The sequence below is a fragment of the Pseudoxanthomonas koreensis genome, assembly GCF_010093225.1.
GTDB lineage: Bacteria > Pseudomonadota > Gammaproteobacteria > Xanthomonadales > Xanthomonadaceae > Pseudoxanthomonas > Pseudoxanthomonas koreensis.
On record NZ_PDWM01000037.1, the window covers coordinates 1 to 16,135 of the forward strand.

Genomic DNA, 16,135 nt, shown 5'->3' on the forward strand with positions numbered 1-16,135 from the left:
GCCCCGGATCGACCGCCAGTTGCCGTGGATTTCCGCGCTGCTGAGCGCGCTGCTGCATGCGCTGCTGGTGCTGCTCCTGCTGTCGGCCGAGCCGCCGGTGGTGACCAGCCCGCAGGGTGCGGCCAGCGGCGGCCGGGTGCGGGTGGATTTCATCGGCGAACCGGCCGGGTCAGAACAGCCGGCGCCGCCCAGCCCGCGCCCGACGCCGGCGCCCTCGACGCCGCCGCCCGCCAAGGCGGTGGTGCGCGAGCGCTCCGAGCCGCGCAAGCCGGTGCTGGAGGCCAAGTTCATCGAGCCACCGGCCGAGGCACAGCCGGAATCGCGCGACAGCCCCGACACCGCCGCCGACCGCCAGGCGCAGGCATCCGCCTCCAGTTCGCCGGCACCGGCGCAGCGCCGCCCGCATGCCTGGACCGGGCGGCCGCCGGGCCTGCTGGAGGAGGATATTTCTCCCGACGACGGCCAGGCCCGCGGTCCCGCCGACCGCCAGGGCACCCAGGCCGACATGGCCAACGGCGAGCCGAGCATGCAGGTGGGCGGCTACCAGATCATCTACGACCTGCTCGCCGACGAGCGGCTGCGCACGTGGATGGCGGCGGGGATGAAGGAGGTGTCGATCCCGCTGCCGGGCACGCGTTTCCGCATGGTCTGCCCGGCGGAAGTCGCGCTCAGGCGCGAATCCAGCAAGTGCCGGCTGCTGGATCCCAATGATCCGGAGATGGCGGACATCGGCGATGCCCGCCAGGTGATCACGGTGATGTACGTGTACCACCGCGGGGAACTGGTCTGGCGCGGACCCGGGCCGTATCGTTGAAGCTCGGCCCGGGGAGGGCCGCGGCCGCGGCCGCGCGGGCGGGGGGCCTGCGTTCGGCTTCATGGGGCAGCTTCCGCAATCCAGCCGGAGGCGGGTGATGGCGACCAGTTCATCGTTCCTGTCGTGGGTGTTTCTGTTCGCACTGGCCGTGCCTGTACGCGCACCGGCGCAGGCGCCGGCCGCGCCGCTGGCGGCGGACACGCCTTCCGCGTCCGCGGCTGGAACATCGTTCACCGCGCCCAGGGACTGGACGCTGGTGAGGCGGGACGCGCTCACCGTTCTGGCCGCGCCCGAGGGCGACACCCGGATCGTGGTGGCCGACGTCAAGGCCGCCGATGCCGATGCCGCGGTGGCCGCGGCCTGGGCGCTGTACGACCCGCAGGCGCACTGGCCACTGGAGATGTCCAGTGCGCGCCCGCCGCGCAACGGCTGGGACGAGCGGCATGTGTACGCCTACAGCACGCCGGCCACGCTGGCGCGGCGCGTCTACGCGCAGGCGCTCAGGCACGGGCAGGCGTGGACGGTGGTGATCCAGGATGCGTCCAGCGCCACCGAAGACAAGCGCAACAGCCAGATCTCGCTGGTGTTCGACCGGCTGTCGCCGCCGGGCCACGAGCGCGAGACCTTCGCCGGCCGCGTCGCCCACCCGCTGGACGGCGAGCGGCTGCAGGCGTTGAAGGCGTTCGTGCAGGACGCGCAGCGCCAGCTCGATATCCCCGGCGTGGGCCTGGGCGTGGTGGAGGACGGGAAGGTGCTGTTCTCCGGCGGCTTCGGCGTGCGCGAGCTGGGGCAGCCGGAAGCGATCGATGGCGACACCCTGTTCCTGGTCGCTTCCAATACCAAGGCGCTGACCACGCTGATGCTGGCGCGGCTGGTGGATGCCGGCCGGCTGGACTGGGATTCACCGGTGGCCGGACTGTGGCCGCAGTTCCGCCTGGGCGATGCGGACACCACCGCGCAGGTGCGCGTGCGCCACCTGCTGTGCGCCTGCACCGGCCTGCCGCGGCAGGACATGGAGTGGGTGTTCGAGAGCGAGCAGGCCACGCCCGAATCGGTGATGGCCGTGCTGGGGACGATGACACCCACCAGCGGCTTCGGCGAGCTTTACCAGTACTCCAATTACCTGGCCGCCTCGGGCGGATTCCTCGGCGGGCACGTGCTGCATCCGCAGCTGGACATCGGCGCCGGCTACGACGCGGCGATGCAGGCCGAGGTGTTCGATCCGCTGGGCATGGCCTCGACCACGTTCGACCAGGCCCGCGCCCTGCAGGGCAACCACGCGATGCCGCACGGGTTCGACATCGACGGCCGCACCGTGCGCGCGAGCATGGATGCCAACGCGTCGGTCGGTGCCGCGCGGCCGGCGGGCGGGGCCTGGAGCAGCGTCAACGACATGCTGCGCTACGTGCGCATGGAACTGGACCTGGGCCGCTTGCCCGACGGCGGCACCTACCTCGCGCAGGGCCCGCTGCTGGAGCGGCGGCGCATGCAGGTAGCGTCGGGCAGCGACCTGGCCTACGGGATGGGCCTGGAAGTGGATACCTCCAGCGGCGTGCCGGTGGTGCACCACGGCGGTTCGCTGGTCGGGTTCAAGTCCGACATGTTCTGGCTGCCGGAGGCCGGGGTGGGCGCGGTGCTGCTGACCAATTCCGAGCGCGGCCGCGGCCTGCTGGTGGCGTTCCAGCGCCGGTTGCTGGAGCTGCTGTACGACGGCAGGCCGGTGGCGGCGCAGGATGTGGCCGCGCGGGCGCAAAGGTTCCAGGAAGGCATGGCCCGCGATCGCAAGGCGATGTCGGTGCCGGCGGCGGCGGATGCGGCGGCGCGGCTGGCCGCCGCCTACCGCAACCCGGCGCTGGGCGAGGTGCGGGTGGCGCAGCGCGACGGCCGGCTGTGGTTCGACGTGGGTGGCTGGCAGAGCGAGGTGGGCACGCGCGCCAACGACGATGGCAGCGTGTCGTTCGTGACGATCGATCCGGCGGTGAACGGGTGGTTCGAGTTTGTGGCGGATGGGGATGCCCGGCCGGCGGCGCTGGTGCTGCAGGATGCGCAGCATGGGTATCGGTTCGAGCCGGTGCTGTAGGTTGGGGAGAGGTCGCGTTCGACGCGGCTGCGGCTGGGGGGCGTGGGGTCGCCCCCTGAAGTGGGCTCCTACAGGGGGCAGCGACGCGGGGTCAGCCGCGGCGCGTACAGGGGGGCGGCGACGCGGGGTCAGCCGCGGCGGGCGGCTTCGATGGTGGCGATGTCGATCTTGCGCATGGGCATCATCGCTTCGAACACGCGTTTGGCCACGGCGCGGTCGGGATCGGCGATGGCGTCGGTCAGTACGCGCGGGGTGATCTGCCACGACAGGCCCCATTTGTCCTTGCACCAGCCGCAGGCGCTTTCCTGGCCGCCATTGCCGACGATCGCGTTCCAGTAGCGGTCGGTCTCGGCCTGGTCTGCGGTGGCGACCTGGAACGAGAAGGCCTCGCTGTGGCGGAACGCCGGGCCACCGTTGAGGCCCAGGCAAGGAATGCCGAGCACGGTGAACAGCACGGTCAGCACGTCGCCTTCCTTGCCGGACGGGAAGTCGGATGGCGCGCGGTGCACCGCGGTCACCGCACTGTCGGGGAAGGTCGCGGCGTAGAACGTGGCCGCTTCCAGGGCGGTACCGTCGTACCACAGGCAGATCGTGTTCCTGGCAGTCATCGGGGTGCTCCGGGGTAGCGCGCCGACAGCGGCGCGGGGGAGGGCGCCAGTATCCGCCTGCCCGTGTGAATTTGTGGCGTGCGCCTCCCGGTTGCTAACCTGCGCCGGCATCCGGGCGAGGGCGTGCAGCATGCACAGGCGGGATTTCATCGGTGGCGTGGCGCTGGCGGCGGCGGGCCTGGCATTGCCATCGCTGCATGGCGCGCAGGCGGCGCCCGTGCGCGGTCGCGTGCTGCCGGTAGCGCTGCAGCCGGGCGACACCATCGGCCTGGTGAGTCCATCATCGGCCACCGACGAGCCGTTTGACCTGCAACTGGGGCAGGAGGCGATGGAAGCGTTGGGCCTCAAGGTCCGGCTCGGCCCGCACCTGGCCTCGCGCCGCGGCCACCTGGCCGGCACCGATGCCGAGCGCGCCGGCGACATCAATGCGATGTTCGGCGACCGCCAGGTCAAGGCGATCGTCTGCGCACGCGGCGGTTCCGGCGCCGCGCGCCTGCTGCCGCTGCTCGACTACGGCCTGATCCGGCGCAACCCGAAGGCGTTGCTGGGCTATTCGGACATCACCGCCCTGCACAACGCGCTGCTCAGCCAGGCCGGCCTGGTCAGCTTCCACGGGCCGATCGGGATCGGCAGCTGGAACAGCTTCAACGCCGACCAGTTCCGGCGCGTGTTCTTCGGGCGCGAGCTGATGGAGTACCGCAACGTGGCCGAGCGCGGCGACGAACTTGTCGTGCGCAAGAACCGCACCATCACCCTGCGTGGCGGCAAGGCGCAGGGCGAGCTGGTCGGCGGCAACCTGGCCGTGCTCACCGCGCTGGCCGGCTCGCCGTACCTGCCGGATTTCAGCGGGAAGATCCTGTTCCTGGAGGACGTGTCGGAGGCGCCGTACCGGGTCGACCGCATGTTCAGCACGCTCAGGCTGATGGGTGCGCTGGACCGGATCGCCGGCCTGGTGTTCGGCGAATGTACCGACTGCAACCCGGGCGACGGCTATGGCTCGCTGACCCTGTCGCAGATCCTGGACGACTACATCACGCCGCTTGGGATCCCTGCCTACCGCGGCGCGATGATCGGCCACATCCGCCAGCAGTTCATCCTGCCGGTGGGCGGCCGGGTGGAGATGGATGCCGACGCGGGCACGATCCGGATGCTGGAGGGCGTGTTCCAGGGCTGAGTGCGCCGGGCGCGCACTGTCGCGGTCAGTCGGGGAACCGCTCCACGTGGGTCTCGCCGTGGCGGCCGTAGTAGGTGACCTGGCGGCCGGTGATCCAGACCGTGTAGCCGACGCAGCCGGCGGCCATCGTCAGGCGCTTGAACTGCGGGTACATCACATTGCCGCGCTGCGAGCCGGCGATGGCGGACCTGAGTGCGGCGATGTCGAACGCCTCGGGGATGGACATTTCCGGGGTGTCCAGCGGCAGGTCCAGCGGCGCGGCGTCGCGCGGGTAGTAGGTGGTGCGCCGGCTGCGGTAGTCGACCGCGTAGGAATCCACCCCGGCCACCACCATCAGGCCCACCACCTGGCCGAAATGCAGGCGGCCTTCGGCCGAGCCGGCGGCGGCTTCGCGGATCAGGCCGTGGATGGCGGCGTTCATGGCGGTACGGGCAGCGTGGGAGGCGGGCAGGGGATGACGGGCGACGGCATGTGCAGTAAACGCAGCCCGCCCGCCGGAGCGGACAGTGAACGGTTCTTCGACACCGCATTGCCGGCGTTGCCATCCACACGCTCTGTACACGCCTGACTGCCGCGGCCGGGCGTCACGGGCAACCGGTCTGCTAGGCTTGCGCGCCATTCCCCCCGACAGGAATCGTCGCCGGTGTCCCTGCTGCTGTGGTTGCGCATCGCCTTCATCCTGCTGCTGATCGTGGCCAGCACGCTGCTCCACGCCGTGCCGCTGCTGTCGTTGGGCGTGCTCAAGGCGTTGTTGCCGTTCCGTTCCGTGCGCCGTGCTTTCAATCCGCTGCTGACCGGGCTGGCCGAAAGCTGGATCGCGGTGAACAGCGCGATGATCGATGCCTTCACCGGTACCCGGCTCGAGGTCGAGGATGCGCCGGGGCTGCAGCGCGACGGCCACTATCTGGTGCTGGCCAACCACCAGAGCTGGGTCGACATCCTGGTGCTGCAGAAGGTGTTCAACCGGCGCATCCCGCTGCTGCGCTTCTTCCTCAAGCGGCAGCTGTTCTGGGTGCCGGTGCTGGGCCTGGCCTGGTGGGCGCTGGATTTCCCGTTCATGGGCCGCTACACGCGGAGGCAGATCGCGAAGAACCCCGAACTGGGCAAGCGCGACATCGAGGCCACCCGGCGCGCCTGCGCCAAGTTCGCCGACATCCCGGTGGCGGTGATGAATTTCGTCGAGGGCACCCGCTTCACGCCGGAGAAGCACGCAGTGCAGGCTTCGCCGTACCGGCACCTGCTCAAGCCCAAGTCCGGCGGGGTGGCGTTCGTGCTCGACGCGATGGGCGAGGGCCTGCACGCGATCCTCGACGTGACCATCGCCTATCCCGGCGGCCGCCCGTCGATGATGGACCTGATCGCCAACCGCGTTCCGGCCGTGCGCGTGCATGTTCGCCTGCGCCCGATCCCGGCCGAACTGGCGGCCGGCAACTACCAGGAAGACCGCGCCTTCCGCGCCCGCTTCCAGCAGTGGATGAACGGCCTGTGGCAGGACAAGGACGCTGAACTGGACCGCCTGCTGGGCACCTGACCCTGCGCTCCCGCAGCGCCGCTGTCGCGTCGACTCCGCGTGCGGTGCCGCAGCGGCCCGGCCCGCTAGCCGCCGCGCTTGCGGTAGGTGATCTCCATCATCTTCGCTTCCTTGCCATCCGGCCCGGGGCCGTACATCTCGAACAGCTCGGTGTCGGCGGAAGTCCAGCGGGTGGTGATGCGGGTCGTGACCGGCTTGCCGCTGAGCACGTCGTTGTAGACGCCATGGAAGACACAGGCGCCGTCGGCGTCGCAGTCGCCTTCGCCGACCATCAGGCCGGTCCCCATGCTGTCGATCCAGGTCGACCAGTGCTTGCCGGTGACATTGTCGTAGCCGCGCAGGCCCTGGCCGGTGAACGGCATGCCCATCATCTGCGCTTCCACGTCCTCCACCAGCATGCGGCCACCCATGATCATGCTGCGCGTGGCGGTGCCCTTGTCGGCGATCGGCTCGGCATCGGGGCGCGTCCAGCTGCGTACGTCGAGGTCGTAGGTGCCGGCCGACGCCGCCAGCCTGGCGTGCGCGGGACCTGGCGTGGCGGCCTTCTGGTAGGCGGCCATGGCGGCCTGCTCCTCGGCTGTCATCTTCGGGGTGCCGTCCTGGGCCGGCGCCGGTCCGGCCAGCAGCAGGGCGAGGATGGCGGCGGACAGCGCATGCGTGCGGTTCATCGGTCTGCTCCCGGGTCGCGGGGTCGAATGTGCGTGGACTGTCGCCCCGGCCATGCTCAGCCGGCGTGAAGGCGCCCGGGCCCCGGGGAACGGCGGCCGCACTGGTAGAGTGGCGGCCTTCCCGTTGCCCGGTCCGCTGCCATGACGACTCCCGCGCGCTTCCACCCGATCGGCACCCCCGGCCAGCCCTGGGGCGAGGCCGAGCGGGCGCAGTGGCGCGCCACGCAGCAGCGCCGGCGCAGCTACGCCGACGAGGTGGTCGACGCGGTGGAGCACCTGCGCCTGCACTGGGACGTGATCGAGTACGGCGGCATCGACTACGCGCCGGACAGCTATCCGCTGCTGGCGCTGGCCAGCAGCGACTGGGACGACCACCGCCCGGTGGCGCTGGTCACCGGCGGCGTGCACGGCTACGAGACCAGTGGCGTGCAGGGCGCGCTGCAGTTCGCCCGCGACCACGTCGACGACTACGCCGGGCGGATCAACCTGCTGGTGGTGCCGTGCGTTAGCCCGTGGGGCTACGAGCGGATCCAGCGCTGGAACGCCGGCGCGGTCGATCCCAACCGATCCTTCCGCGAGCACAGCCCGGCGCTGGAATCGGCCGCGCTGATGCACCTGGTGGCGCCGCTGCGGGGCCGCTTCCTGGTCCACATCGACCTGCACGAAACCACCGACACCGACGAATCCGAATTCCGCCCGGCACTGGCCGCGCGCGACGGCAAGGCGTTCGAACCGGGCGCGATTCCCGATGGCTTCTACCTGGTCGGCGACAGCGCGGACCCGCAGCCTGGATTCCAGCAGGCGATCATCGCCGCGGTGGCCAAGGTCACCCATATCGCGCCGGCCGACGCGAACGGCGAGCTGATCGGTTCGGCGGTGGTGGCGCCGGGCGTCATCAACTACCCGGTCAAGGAGCTCGGCCTGTGCGCCGGGGTCACCGGGGCGAAGTACGTGACCACCACCGAGGTCTATCCGGACAGCGCCAGCGCCACGCCGGAGCAGTGCAATGCGGCCCAGGTGGCGGCGGTGCTCGCGGCGATCGATTACGCGCTGGCGCATGGCTGAGGCCACGCCCCACCCATGACTTATGACCTAGACAATTCTGTCTAGACAAACTTGTCTGGAGGGTGCAGGATGCGTCCATCGCTCCTGCCGGACTCCGGACATGCCGACCCGTTCCGCCCGACCGCCCAAGCCCACCGCCGCAGAACTGGACCTGCTGCGGGCGATCTGGCGCCTGGGCCCGTCCACCGCGCGCGAAGTGCACCAGGCGCTGCAGCCCGAACGCCCCGAGCTGCAGCCGGCGACGGTGCTGCGCCTGCTGCAGGTGATGCATGGCAAGGGCCTGGTGGTGCGCGACGAGAGCCAGCGTTCGCACGTGTACGCCGCCGCGCACGCGCAGGACGCGCTGCAGACCAACCTGCTCGGCGAATTGATCCAGAAGGTGTTCGCAGGTTCCGGCAAGGCGCTGGTGCTGGCCGCGCTCGACGCGCACGTCAGCGACCGCGAGCGCGAGGAGATCCGCCGCCTGCTGGAGGAAACCGGCGACGAACCGGCCGATGCCGCGACCACGCGCAAGCCTGTTGCGGGAAGGGCCGTTGCTGGAAAGAGCAGGGGAGGCAAGCGCCATGCATGAGCCGATCGCCTTGCTGGTCCCGATGCTCGGGCGGGCGCTGCTGCATTTCCTGTGGCAGGGCGCGCTGATCGGGCTGCTCGCCGCGCTGGCGTTGCAACTGCTCGCCAGTGCACGTCCGCAGGCGCGTTACGCGGTGGCCTGCCTGGCGTTGCTGGCCTGCGTGCTGGCGCCGCTGGCCACGCTGGCGCTGGACCTGGCGGGCATGGCCGGAGGCATCGCCGCGCCCACCGCCGGTCCCTTGCCGGCGACCGTATCGTTCGTGGACACCGCGAGCGCGCTGGCGGCACCGGTGCCGGCATCCGCATTCGCCCTGGCGCCTGCCATCGACCACGCGCTGCCATGGATCGTCGCGGCGTGGGCGGCCGGGGCCTGCACCCTGTCGCTGCGCCTGGCAGCGGGCGTGTGGTGGCTGGGGCGGCTGCCGCAGGTGGCCGCACCGCACCTGCAGCGCAAGTGGCAGCAGAGGCTCGACGCGCTGGCGCTGGCCTGTGGCCTGCAGCGCCCGGTCCAGCTGCGCCTGGTCGATGCGCTGGACACGCCTGCCGCCGGCGGCTGGTGGCGGCCGGTGGTGCTGCTGCCGGCTTCGGTGCTGGCGCGCTTGCCGGTCGAATACGTGGAGGCGCTGCTGGCCCACGAACTGGCCCATGTGCGCCGCCACGACTACCTGGTCAATCTGCTGCAGGGCCTGGCCGAGGCGCTGCTGTTCTACCACCCGGTCACCTGGTGGCTGTCGCGCCGCATCCATGCCGAGCGCGAACTGGTGGCCGACCGCCTCGCCGCCGAGGCCACCGGTGAGCCGCGCCGGCTGGCGCAGGCGCTGGCGGCGCTGGCGGACCATCACGCGGCGCTGCGCGCCGTCCCGCGGCCGGCACTGGCCGCTCTCGAGCCCGAGGGAGGGCAGCTGATGTCCCGCATCGAACAACTTGTCCGTCCCGGCCGCGCCCGTTCCGGCGGCCGCCTGGTATTCCCGCTGCTGGGACTGGCCGCGGCTGGCCTGGCCTTCTATGCGCAGGCCCAGCGCGAGCCGCGCGACGCGACGGCGGCCGCTCCGGCTGGTGTCGTGGCCAGCGTGGCGGCCGCGCCCGCGGCGAAGCCCGCCGCCACCGTCGCTGCTGCGCAATCCGCGTCGGCTGCGAAACCTGCTGCGGCCGTGGTCGTCGCGCAGGCCGCGTCGGCTGCGGCGCCGGTGGCCCCGCCGGCGCCGGCCACCCCGGTGGCGGCCGTGGCGCCGCGCCCGCCCGCAGTCCCGGCGCAGCCTGGCGTTGCGCATCCCGCGCCGCCTGCACCTCCCGCCGCCCCGCGTGACGTCGCGCTTCCGGCGCCGCCGGCGCCACCCGCGGTCCCGCGCGAAGCTGCGCCTCCCGCACCCGCCGCGCCGCCGGCACCTTCCGCGAGGCTTCCGGCGGTGCCGGCACCCCCGGCCGCGCCCAGGGCGGTGGTCCTGGAGCGCGTCGGCCAGGGCGAGGCCTACGCGGTGGTGGGCAAGGGCGACAAGGCCTACCTCATGTCCGGATCCAGCGACGACCATGCCCGGATCCAGGCCGCGCGCGGCGCGGTCGGCGGCGAGTTCATCTGGTTCCGCCGCGACGGCAAGGACTGGGTGGTCACCGATCCGGCCACGGTCGCCCGCGCGCGCCAGCAGTGGAGCGAGACCGAGGCCCTCGGCGAACGCATGCGCAGCCTGGGCGGGCAGATGGAAGCGCACGGCGCGAAGATGGAAGCGATCGGGCAGCGCATGGAGAAGCTGACCACCGCCGCGCCGACGAAGGACATCGAGGCCGCCGCGGAAGCGATGCAGGCGTTGGCGCGCGAGCAGGAGCAGCTCGCCCGCCGCCAGCAGCGGCTGGCCCGGGAGCAGGCCGTCTCCGCCGCAGCCGGCGATGTCACCCGCAATGCCGCGCGCGAAGCGGAACTGCAGGGCCAGATGCAGGCGCTGGATCGCGAGCAGCAGGCGCTTGCGGCACGCATGGAGGCGCAGTCGCGCCGGATTGAAGGAGCCGCCGCACACCACCAGCAGGCGATGCGGCCGATGGAGTCGCTGTCGCGCGAGATGGAAGCTGCGGGCAGGCCGATGGAGGCCCTGGGCCGGCAGATGGAGGGGCTGGGCACGCAGATGGACGATGCCACCCGGCGCGCCGAAGAGAGCATGCGCAAGCTGATCGCCACGGCCGTGGCGCAGGGACTGGCGCGGCCGCTGCCGCAGCGGCAATGACGCAGTGACGTACCGGCCGGGACGCCCTGGCCGGCGCGCGCAGGTGCCGCTCAGCGCAGGTGCTGCCCCAGCGCCTGCACCATCGCCCGCCGCGCGAACAGGAACTGCAGCTGGCTGCCGCCGAGCTGGCGCCAGAGCAGGGCCGAGCGCACCGCCGCCAGCAGCAGGGCGCGGATTTCCGAGACCACGCCGGCCTGCCCGAGGTAGTGCGGGTTGCCCTGGACCATGATCCGCGGGCGCAGGTGGCTGATGGTGTCGGCGTACAGCGTGCCCAGGCCGGCGAGCACGTCCGGATGGGTGCTGCCCAGTTCGGCCGCGCGCGGCGCCAGTTCCTCGATGCCGTTGCCGACCGCGGCCAGGGTGTTGGACTGCGAGGAGAAGCGCCGCTCCAGCTGCAGGGTGGCCAGCGCCAGCCGCGGCAGCAGCGGATCGTTGCCGCGGTTGGCCAGGTAGTCGGCAAGGGCGCGCAGGCCCGGTTCGAGCTGGCGGGCGCCGCCCAAGACTGCGGCGGTATCGCTGGCGTCGATGCGGAACACCGCGTCCAGCACCGGTTGCGCGGCGGGGGTTTCGCTCTGCCCGGTCGCGGCGATGCGGCGCACCTGTTGCAGCGCCTGGGCCAGGCCGGCCAGGGCCAGTACGCGGTCGTCGTAGGAATGGCTCATGCGCGGCATTCTAACCGGACGCGAGAATCCGCCCGCCCGCCGCGCGGGCGGCGATCGTGGCGGATGCCGGTTGTAGGAGCTCCATTTATGGGCGACCCGCATGCGTTGGAGTACGCCACGGTCGACGCGAGGGCTCCGGATGGGTTGCGTTGAACGCAGGTGCTTCCCGACGTCGTCGGGTCGCCCATAAATGGAGCTCCTACAAGAGCGCGGGCACCGGTGCGTCGGTGCTGGCGATCACCGCGCCGCCGAGGCAGGCGGGGCCGTCGTACAGGACCAGCGACTGGCCGGGGGTGGCTGCACGCTGGGCGCGTTCGAAGCGCACCGACACGGTGCCGTCATCTTCCACGCGCACCCGGCAGGGCTCTTCCTGCTGGCGGTAGCGCACCTGCGCGGTGCAGTCGAAGCTGCCGGCCGGCGGTGTGCCTTCGATCCAGTGCATCGCCTCGCTGCGTACCACGTGCGACAGCAGCCAGCGACTGTCGCGCTCCTGGTCGACGTAGAGGATGTTGCCGGCCACGTCCTTGCCGACCACGTACCAGGGCGCGGCCGCGCGCCCGCGCACGCCGCCGATGTTCAGTCCCTCGCGCTGGCCCAGGGTGAAATAGAACACCCCCGGATGCTCGCCGACCTTGATCCCGTCCGGATCGCGGATCTCGCCCGGCTGCGCCGGCAGGTAGCGGCCGAGGAATTCGCGGAAGTCGCGCTCGCCGATGAAGCAGATGCCGGTGGAATCCTTCTTCGCGTGCGTCGGCAGGCCGGCCTCGCGCGCCAGCTGCCGCACCTGCGCCTTGGGCAGGTGGCCGATCGGGAACACGGTGGCGGCCAGTTGCTCCTGGCCGAGCTGGTGCAGGAAGTAGCTCTGGTCCTTGTCGCGGTCGGCGCCGCGCAGCAGGCGCCAGCGGCCGCCCGCATGCGCGACCTGGGCGTAGTGGCCGGTGGCGATCCGTTCGGCCCCCAGTTCGCGTGCCGCGTCGAGGAAATGCCTGAACTTGACCTCGCGGTTGCACAGCACGTCCGGGTTGGGCGTGCGCCCGGCCGCGTACTCGGCCAGGAAGTGCTCGAACACGCCGGCCCAGTACTCCTTCGAGAAATCGCGGAAGTGGAACGGGATGCCGAGCCGGCCGCAGACCGCGACCGCGTCGCGGCGGTCCTCCTCGGCGCGGCAGTCGCCGCTGCCGTCGTCGTCCCAGTTCTGCATGAACAGCCCGGCCACCGCTTCGCCGGACTGGACCAGCAACAGCGCCGCCACCGACGAATCCACGCCGCCGGAAACGCCGACGACGGTGCGCGGCGCGCTCATGGCAGCCACTGCAGCAGCGACAGCGGCTGCCGCCGCCCGGCCAGCCAGTCGGCGGCGACCTGCCAGACCAGCGGGCTGCGGTGCTCGGCCGCGCGCGCGCGCAGTTCGGCAGGGGTCAGCCACACCGCCCGTTCGATGCCCTCGTCCAGCGACCGCGCCGGATCATGGGCCACGGCCGTGGCGCCGAAGGCGAAGCGCAGGTACTGCTGGCCGCCGGGCGCATGCCACTGGTAGGCGCCGATGAACGACTCCACGGCGATCTCCCAGCCGGTTTCCTCCAGCGCCTCGCGCACCGCGGCCTGGACCAGGCTCTCGCCCGGATCAAGGTGGCCGGCGGGCTGGTTGAGCACCAGCCGTCCCTCGATCCGTTCCTCCACCAGCAGCAGGCGGCCGTCGCGCACGACCACGCTGGCCACGGTCACGGCCGGGTGCCAGTCGCGGCCGGGCAGGGCGCTGCCGGGGGAGGCGTCCATCGGAGTCTCGTCGGGAAATGCGGGCATTGTCCGGCAGCGGGCGCGATCGCGTCCATCGGCGACCGTTGTGGAGGCGGTCCGTATAATTGCCGCCATGCCACGCACTCCGCGCCACGAACACGAACACGGCACCCTGGTCGACCCCGGCAAGCCCGAGGTCGCGCCGCCGCCCATGTACCAGGTGATCCTGCTCAACGACGACTACACCCCGATGGACTTCGTGATCGCGGTGCTGCAGCAGTTCTTCACCCTGGACCTGGAACGGGCCACCCAGGTGATGCTGCACGTGCATACCCGCGGCCGCGGCGTCTGCGGCGTCTTCACGCGGGAAGTGGCTGAATCCAAGGTGGCCCAGGTCAACGAGTTCTCGCGGATGAACCAGCACCCGCTGTTGTGCACCATGGAAAAGGCCTGATTCCGGAGGGCCTCGCCCGGCCGCCGGGGCCGGGGCGGTCAGCGTCCCGGGGCCGCGCCGTTCCGCCGGCTGAACGCTGCGATCGGCCGGGGTTGTGGAAATCCGCAGGGCAGGCCGCATATTGTTGGCAAAGCTTCCGGAGCAAGCCATGTTCAGCAAAGACCTCGAACAGACCATCGGCCAGTGCTACAAGCGCGCCCGCGAGGCGCGGCACGAGTTCATGACGGTCGAGCACCTGTTGCTGGCGCTGCTCGACAATCCTTCCGCACAGGGCGTGCTGCGTGCCTGCGGCGCGGACTCCAGCCGCCTGCGCGGCGAGCTCGAGCAGGCGATCGAGGCCTCGGTCTCGCGCCTGGCCGAGGACGACGGCCGCGACACCCAGCCGACCTTGGGCTTCCAGCGCGTGCTGCAGCGGGCCGTGTACCACGTGCAGTCCTCGGGCAAGAAGGAGGTCAGCGGCGCCAACGTGCTGGTGGCGATCTTCGGCGAGAAGGATTCGCACGCGGTGTATTTCCTCACCCAGCAGGACGTGACCCGGCTGGACGTGGTCAATTACCTCTCGCACGGCATCGCCAAGCTCGGCGACGAGCAGGACGGTGGCGGCGCCTCGCCCTCGGGCGAAGGCGAGGGCAAGGCCGAAGGCGGCGAGGGCGAAGGCAAGACCGACGCGCTGGCCGAGTACGCGACCAACCTCAACGAGCAGGCGCGACTGGGCAAGATCGACCCGCTGGTGGGCCGCGCCGACGAGATCGAGCGCACCATCCAGGTGCTGTGCCGCCGGCGCAAGAACAATCCGCTGTACGTGGGCGAGGCCGGCGTGGGCAAGACCGCGATCGCCGAAGGCCTGGCCAAGCGCATTGTCGAGGGCGAGGTGCCGGAGGTGCTGTCCGACGCGGTGATCTACGCCCTGGACCTGGGCGCGCTGGTGGCCGGTACCAAGTACCGCGGCGACTTCGAGAAGCGGCTCAAGGGCGTGCTGTCCTCGATCAAGAAGATTCCCGGCGCGATCCTGTTCATCGACGAGATCCACACTATCATCGGCGCCGGTTCGGCGTCGGGCGGCACGATGGACGCCTCCAACCTGATCAAGCCGGCGCTGGCTTCCGGCGAGCTGCGCTGCATCGGCAGCACCACCTTCCAGGAATACCGCGGCATCTTCGAGAAGGACCGGGCGCTGGCTCGCCGCTTCCAGAAGATCGACATCGTCGAGCCGACCGTGGGCGAGGCCTACGAGATCCTGCAGGGCCTCAAGCCGCGCTACGAGGCGCACCACGGCGTGACCTACGCCGACGATGCGATCCAGGCGGCGGTGGACCTGTCGGTCAAGCACATCGCCGACCGGCTGCTGCCGGACAAGGCGATCGACGTGATCGACGAGGCCGGCGCGCGCCAGCGGCTGCTGCCGCAGGAAACGCGCAAGGAGCTGATCGACGTCGAGGAGATCGAAACCATCGTCGCCAAGATGGCGCGGATTCCGGCCAAGCAGGTCAGCGCCACCGACAAGGACGTGCTCCAGCACCTGGAGCGCAACCTGAAGATGGTGATCTTCGGCCAGGACCCGGCGATCGAGACCCTGGCCTCGGCGATCAAGCTGGCGCGCAGCGGCCTGGGTAATCCGGACAAGCCGATCGGCAACTTCCTGTTCGCCGGCCCCACCGGCGTGGGCAAGACCGAGGTCACCCGGCAGCTGGCGCTGCAGCTGGGCATCGAGCTGGTGCGCTTCGACATGTCCGAGTACATGGAACCGCATTCGGTGTCGCGCCTGATCGGCGCGCCCCCGGGCTACGTCGGCTTCGACCAGGGCGGCCTGCTGACCGAGAAGATCGTCAAGACCCCGCACTGCGTGCTGCTGCTGGACGAGGTGGAAAAGGCGCACCCGGACATCTTCAACATCCTGCTGCAGGTCATGGACCGCGGCGTGCTGACCGACACCAACGGTCGCGAGGCCAACTTCAAGAACGTGGTGGTGGTGATGACCACCAATGCCGGCGCGGCCCAGGCCGCGCGGCGCTCGATCGGCTTCACCCGCCAGGACAATTCGAGCGACGCGATGGAAGTGATCCGGCGCAGCTTCAGCCCGGAGTTCCGCAACCGCCTCGATGCGGTGGTGCAGTTCCAGCCGCTGGGCTTCGACCACATCCTGCGCGTGGTGGACAAGTTCCTGATCGAGCTGGAGATGCAGCTCAACGAGAAGCACGTGGCGATGTCGGCCTCGCCGACCGCGCGCGAGTGGCTGGCCCAGCACGGCTTCGACCCGCTGATGGGCGCGCGGCCGATGGCGCGGGTGATCCAGGACAGGATCAAGCGCCCGCTGGCCGACGAACTGCTGTTCGGCAAGCTGGTCGGCGGCGGCCGGGTCGAGATCGACGTGGTCGACGGCGAGCTGGTGGTGGAAAGCCAGTCCGAGCCTGAGCGGCTGCTGCCGGCGACGGTCTGACGCCTCGGGCGAGGTGCTCCCGCCCCTGTATGAGCCCACTTCAGGGGGCGACCTGGTTCCCCTGCGGTGCGCGGTGATCAACGCGGCCGGTCCGCAAGCGGCGCACAAAAAAGGGACCGCCG

General features: G+C 71.1%; 15 protein-coding genes. 9 read left to right on the plus strand and 6 right to left on the minus strand.

Features of this window, described 5'->3' with window-relative positions:
* On the plus strand, positions 1–814 hold an 814-nt coding region (locus CSC64_RS11155), incomplete at its 5' end, for a hypothetical protein (protein ID WP_162435399.1).
* 97 nt (positions 815–911) lie between these two features.
* On the plus strand, positions 912–2,894 hold the full coding sequence (locus tag CSC64_RS11160; protein WP_162435400.1) for a serine hydrolase domain-containing protein: 1,983 nt from the start codon (positions 912–914) through the stop codon (positions 2,892–2,894).
* Positions 2,895–3,022: 128 nt separating this feature from the next.
* Here CSC64_RS11160 and CSC64_RS11165 read toward each other — a convergent pair whose 3' ends face one another.
* Positions 3,023–3,502: a VOC family protein gene (locus tag CSC64_RS11165; protein ID WP_162435401.1), complete on the minus strand. Its 480-nt coding sequence runs from the start codon at positions 3,500–3,502 to the stop codon at positions 3,023–3,025.
* A gap of 130 nt (positions 3,503–3,632) precedes the next feature.
* Here CSC64_RS11165 and CSC64_RS11170 point away from each other — a divergent pair, with 130 nt between their 5' ends.
* Entirely contained in the window at positions 3,633–4,676 is a 1,044-nt protein-coding gene (locus CSC64_RS11170) for a S66 peptidase family protein (protein WP_162435402.1), read from the plus strand.
* 25 nt (positions 4,677–4,701) lie between these two features.
* On the opposite strand, the gene CSC64_RS11175 is transcribed toward CSC64_RS11170, so the two are convergent.
* Entirely contained in the window at positions 4,702–5,097 is a 396-nt protein-coding gene (locus tag CSC64_RS11175; protein ID WP_162435403.1) for a DUF1398 family protein, read from the minus strand.
* 222 nt (positions 5,098–5,319) lie between these two features.
* Between CSC64_RS11175 and CSC64_RS11180 the strand changes: the two genes are divergently transcribed.
* The gene (locus tag CSC64_RS11180; protein ID WP_425501714.1) at positions 5,320–6,207 is read left to right on the plus strand and encodes an acyltransferase; all 888 of its coding nucleotides are present in this window, start codon (positions 5,320–5,322) and stop codon (positions 6,205–6,207) included.
* 65 nt (positions 6,208–6,272) lie between these two features.
* Here CSC64_RS11180 and CSC64_RS11185 read toward each other — a convergent pair whose 3' ends face one another.
* Positions 6,273–6,875 carry a DUF1579 domain-containing protein gene (locus tag CSC64_RS11185; protein WP_162435404.1) on the minus strand — a complete coding sequence of 201 codons (603 nt, stop codon included), beginning with the start codon at positions 6,873–6,875 and terminating at the stop codon, positions 6,273–6,275.
* A gap of 141 nt (positions 6,876–7,016) precedes the next feature.
* Between CSC64_RS11185 and CSC64_RS11190 the strand changes: the two genes are divergently transcribed.
* The 3 genes from CSC64_RS11190 to CSC64_RS11200 all read left to right on the plus strand — a co-directional run bounded on the left by CSC64_RS11190 (position 7,017) and on the right by CSC64_RS11200 (position 10,723).
* Positions 7,017–7,940, plus strand: a complete 924-nt coding sequence (locus CSC64_RS11190) for a M14 family metallopeptidase (protein ID WP_162435405.1) — start codon at positions 7,017–7,019, stop codon at positions 7,938–7,940.
* A gap of 100 nt (positions 7,941–8,040) precedes the next feature.
* A complete protein-coding gene (locus tag CSC64_RS11195; RefSeq protein WP_162435406.1) occupies positions 8,041–8,511 on the plus strand; it encodes a BlaI/MecI/CopY family transcriptional regulator in 471 nt (156 codons plus the stop codon).
* Entirely contained in the window at positions 8,504–10,723 is a 2,220-nt protein-coding gene (locus tag CSC64_RS11200) for a M56 family metallopeptidase (protein WP_162435407.1), read from the plus strand. The genes CSC64_RS11195 and CSC64_RS11200 overlap by 8 nt, the downstream gene beginning before the upstream one ends.
* Positions 10,724–10,773: 50 nt before the next feature.
* Here CSC64_RS11200 and hflD read toward each other — a convergent pair whose 3' ends face one another.
* From hflD to CSC64_RS11215, 3 genes are all read right to left on the minus strand, one after another.
* The gene (gene hflD, locus CSC64_RS11205) at positions 10,774–11,385 is read right to left on the minus strand and encodes a high frequency lysogenization protein HflD (protein ID WP_162435408.1); all 612 of its coding nucleotides are present in this window, start codon (positions 11,383–11,385) and stop codon (positions 10,774–10,776) included.
* 199 nt (positions 11,386–11,584) lie between these two features.
* Complete coding sequence (gene mnmA, locus CSC64_RS11210) at positions 11,585–12,688, minus strand: tRNA 2-thiouridine(34) synthase MnmA (protein WP_238390020.1); 1,104 nt, start codon at positions 12,686–12,688, stop codon at positions 11,585–11,587.
* The gene (locus CSC64_RS11215) at positions 12,685–13,161 is read right to left on the minus strand and encodes an NUDIX hydrolase (RefSeq protein WP_162435409.1); all 477 of its coding nucleotides are present in this window, start codon (positions 13,159–13,161) and stop codon (positions 12,685–12,687) included. Before CSC64_RS11215 ends, mnmA begins: the two co-directional genes overlap by 4 nt.
* Positions 13,162–13,255: 94 nt before the next feature.
* On the opposite strand from CSC64_RS11215, the gene clpS reads away from it, so the two are divergent.
* Positions 13,256–13,576, plus strand: a complete 321-nt coding sequence (gene clpS / locus CSC64_RS11220; RefSeq protein WP_162435410.1) for an ATP-dependent Clp protease adapter ClpS — start codon at positions 13,256–13,258, stop codon at positions 13,574–13,576.
* A 148-nt stretch (positions 13,577–13,724) separates the two neighbouring features.
* The gene (gene clpA / locus CSC64_RS11225) at positions 13,725–16,013 is read left to right on the plus strand and encodes an ATP-dependent Clp protease ATP-binding subunit ClpA (protein ID WP_162435411.1); all 2,289 of its coding nucleotides are present in this window, start codon (positions 13,725–13,727) and stop codon (positions 16,011–16,013) included.
* Positions 16,014–16,135: the final 122 nt, after the last annotated feature.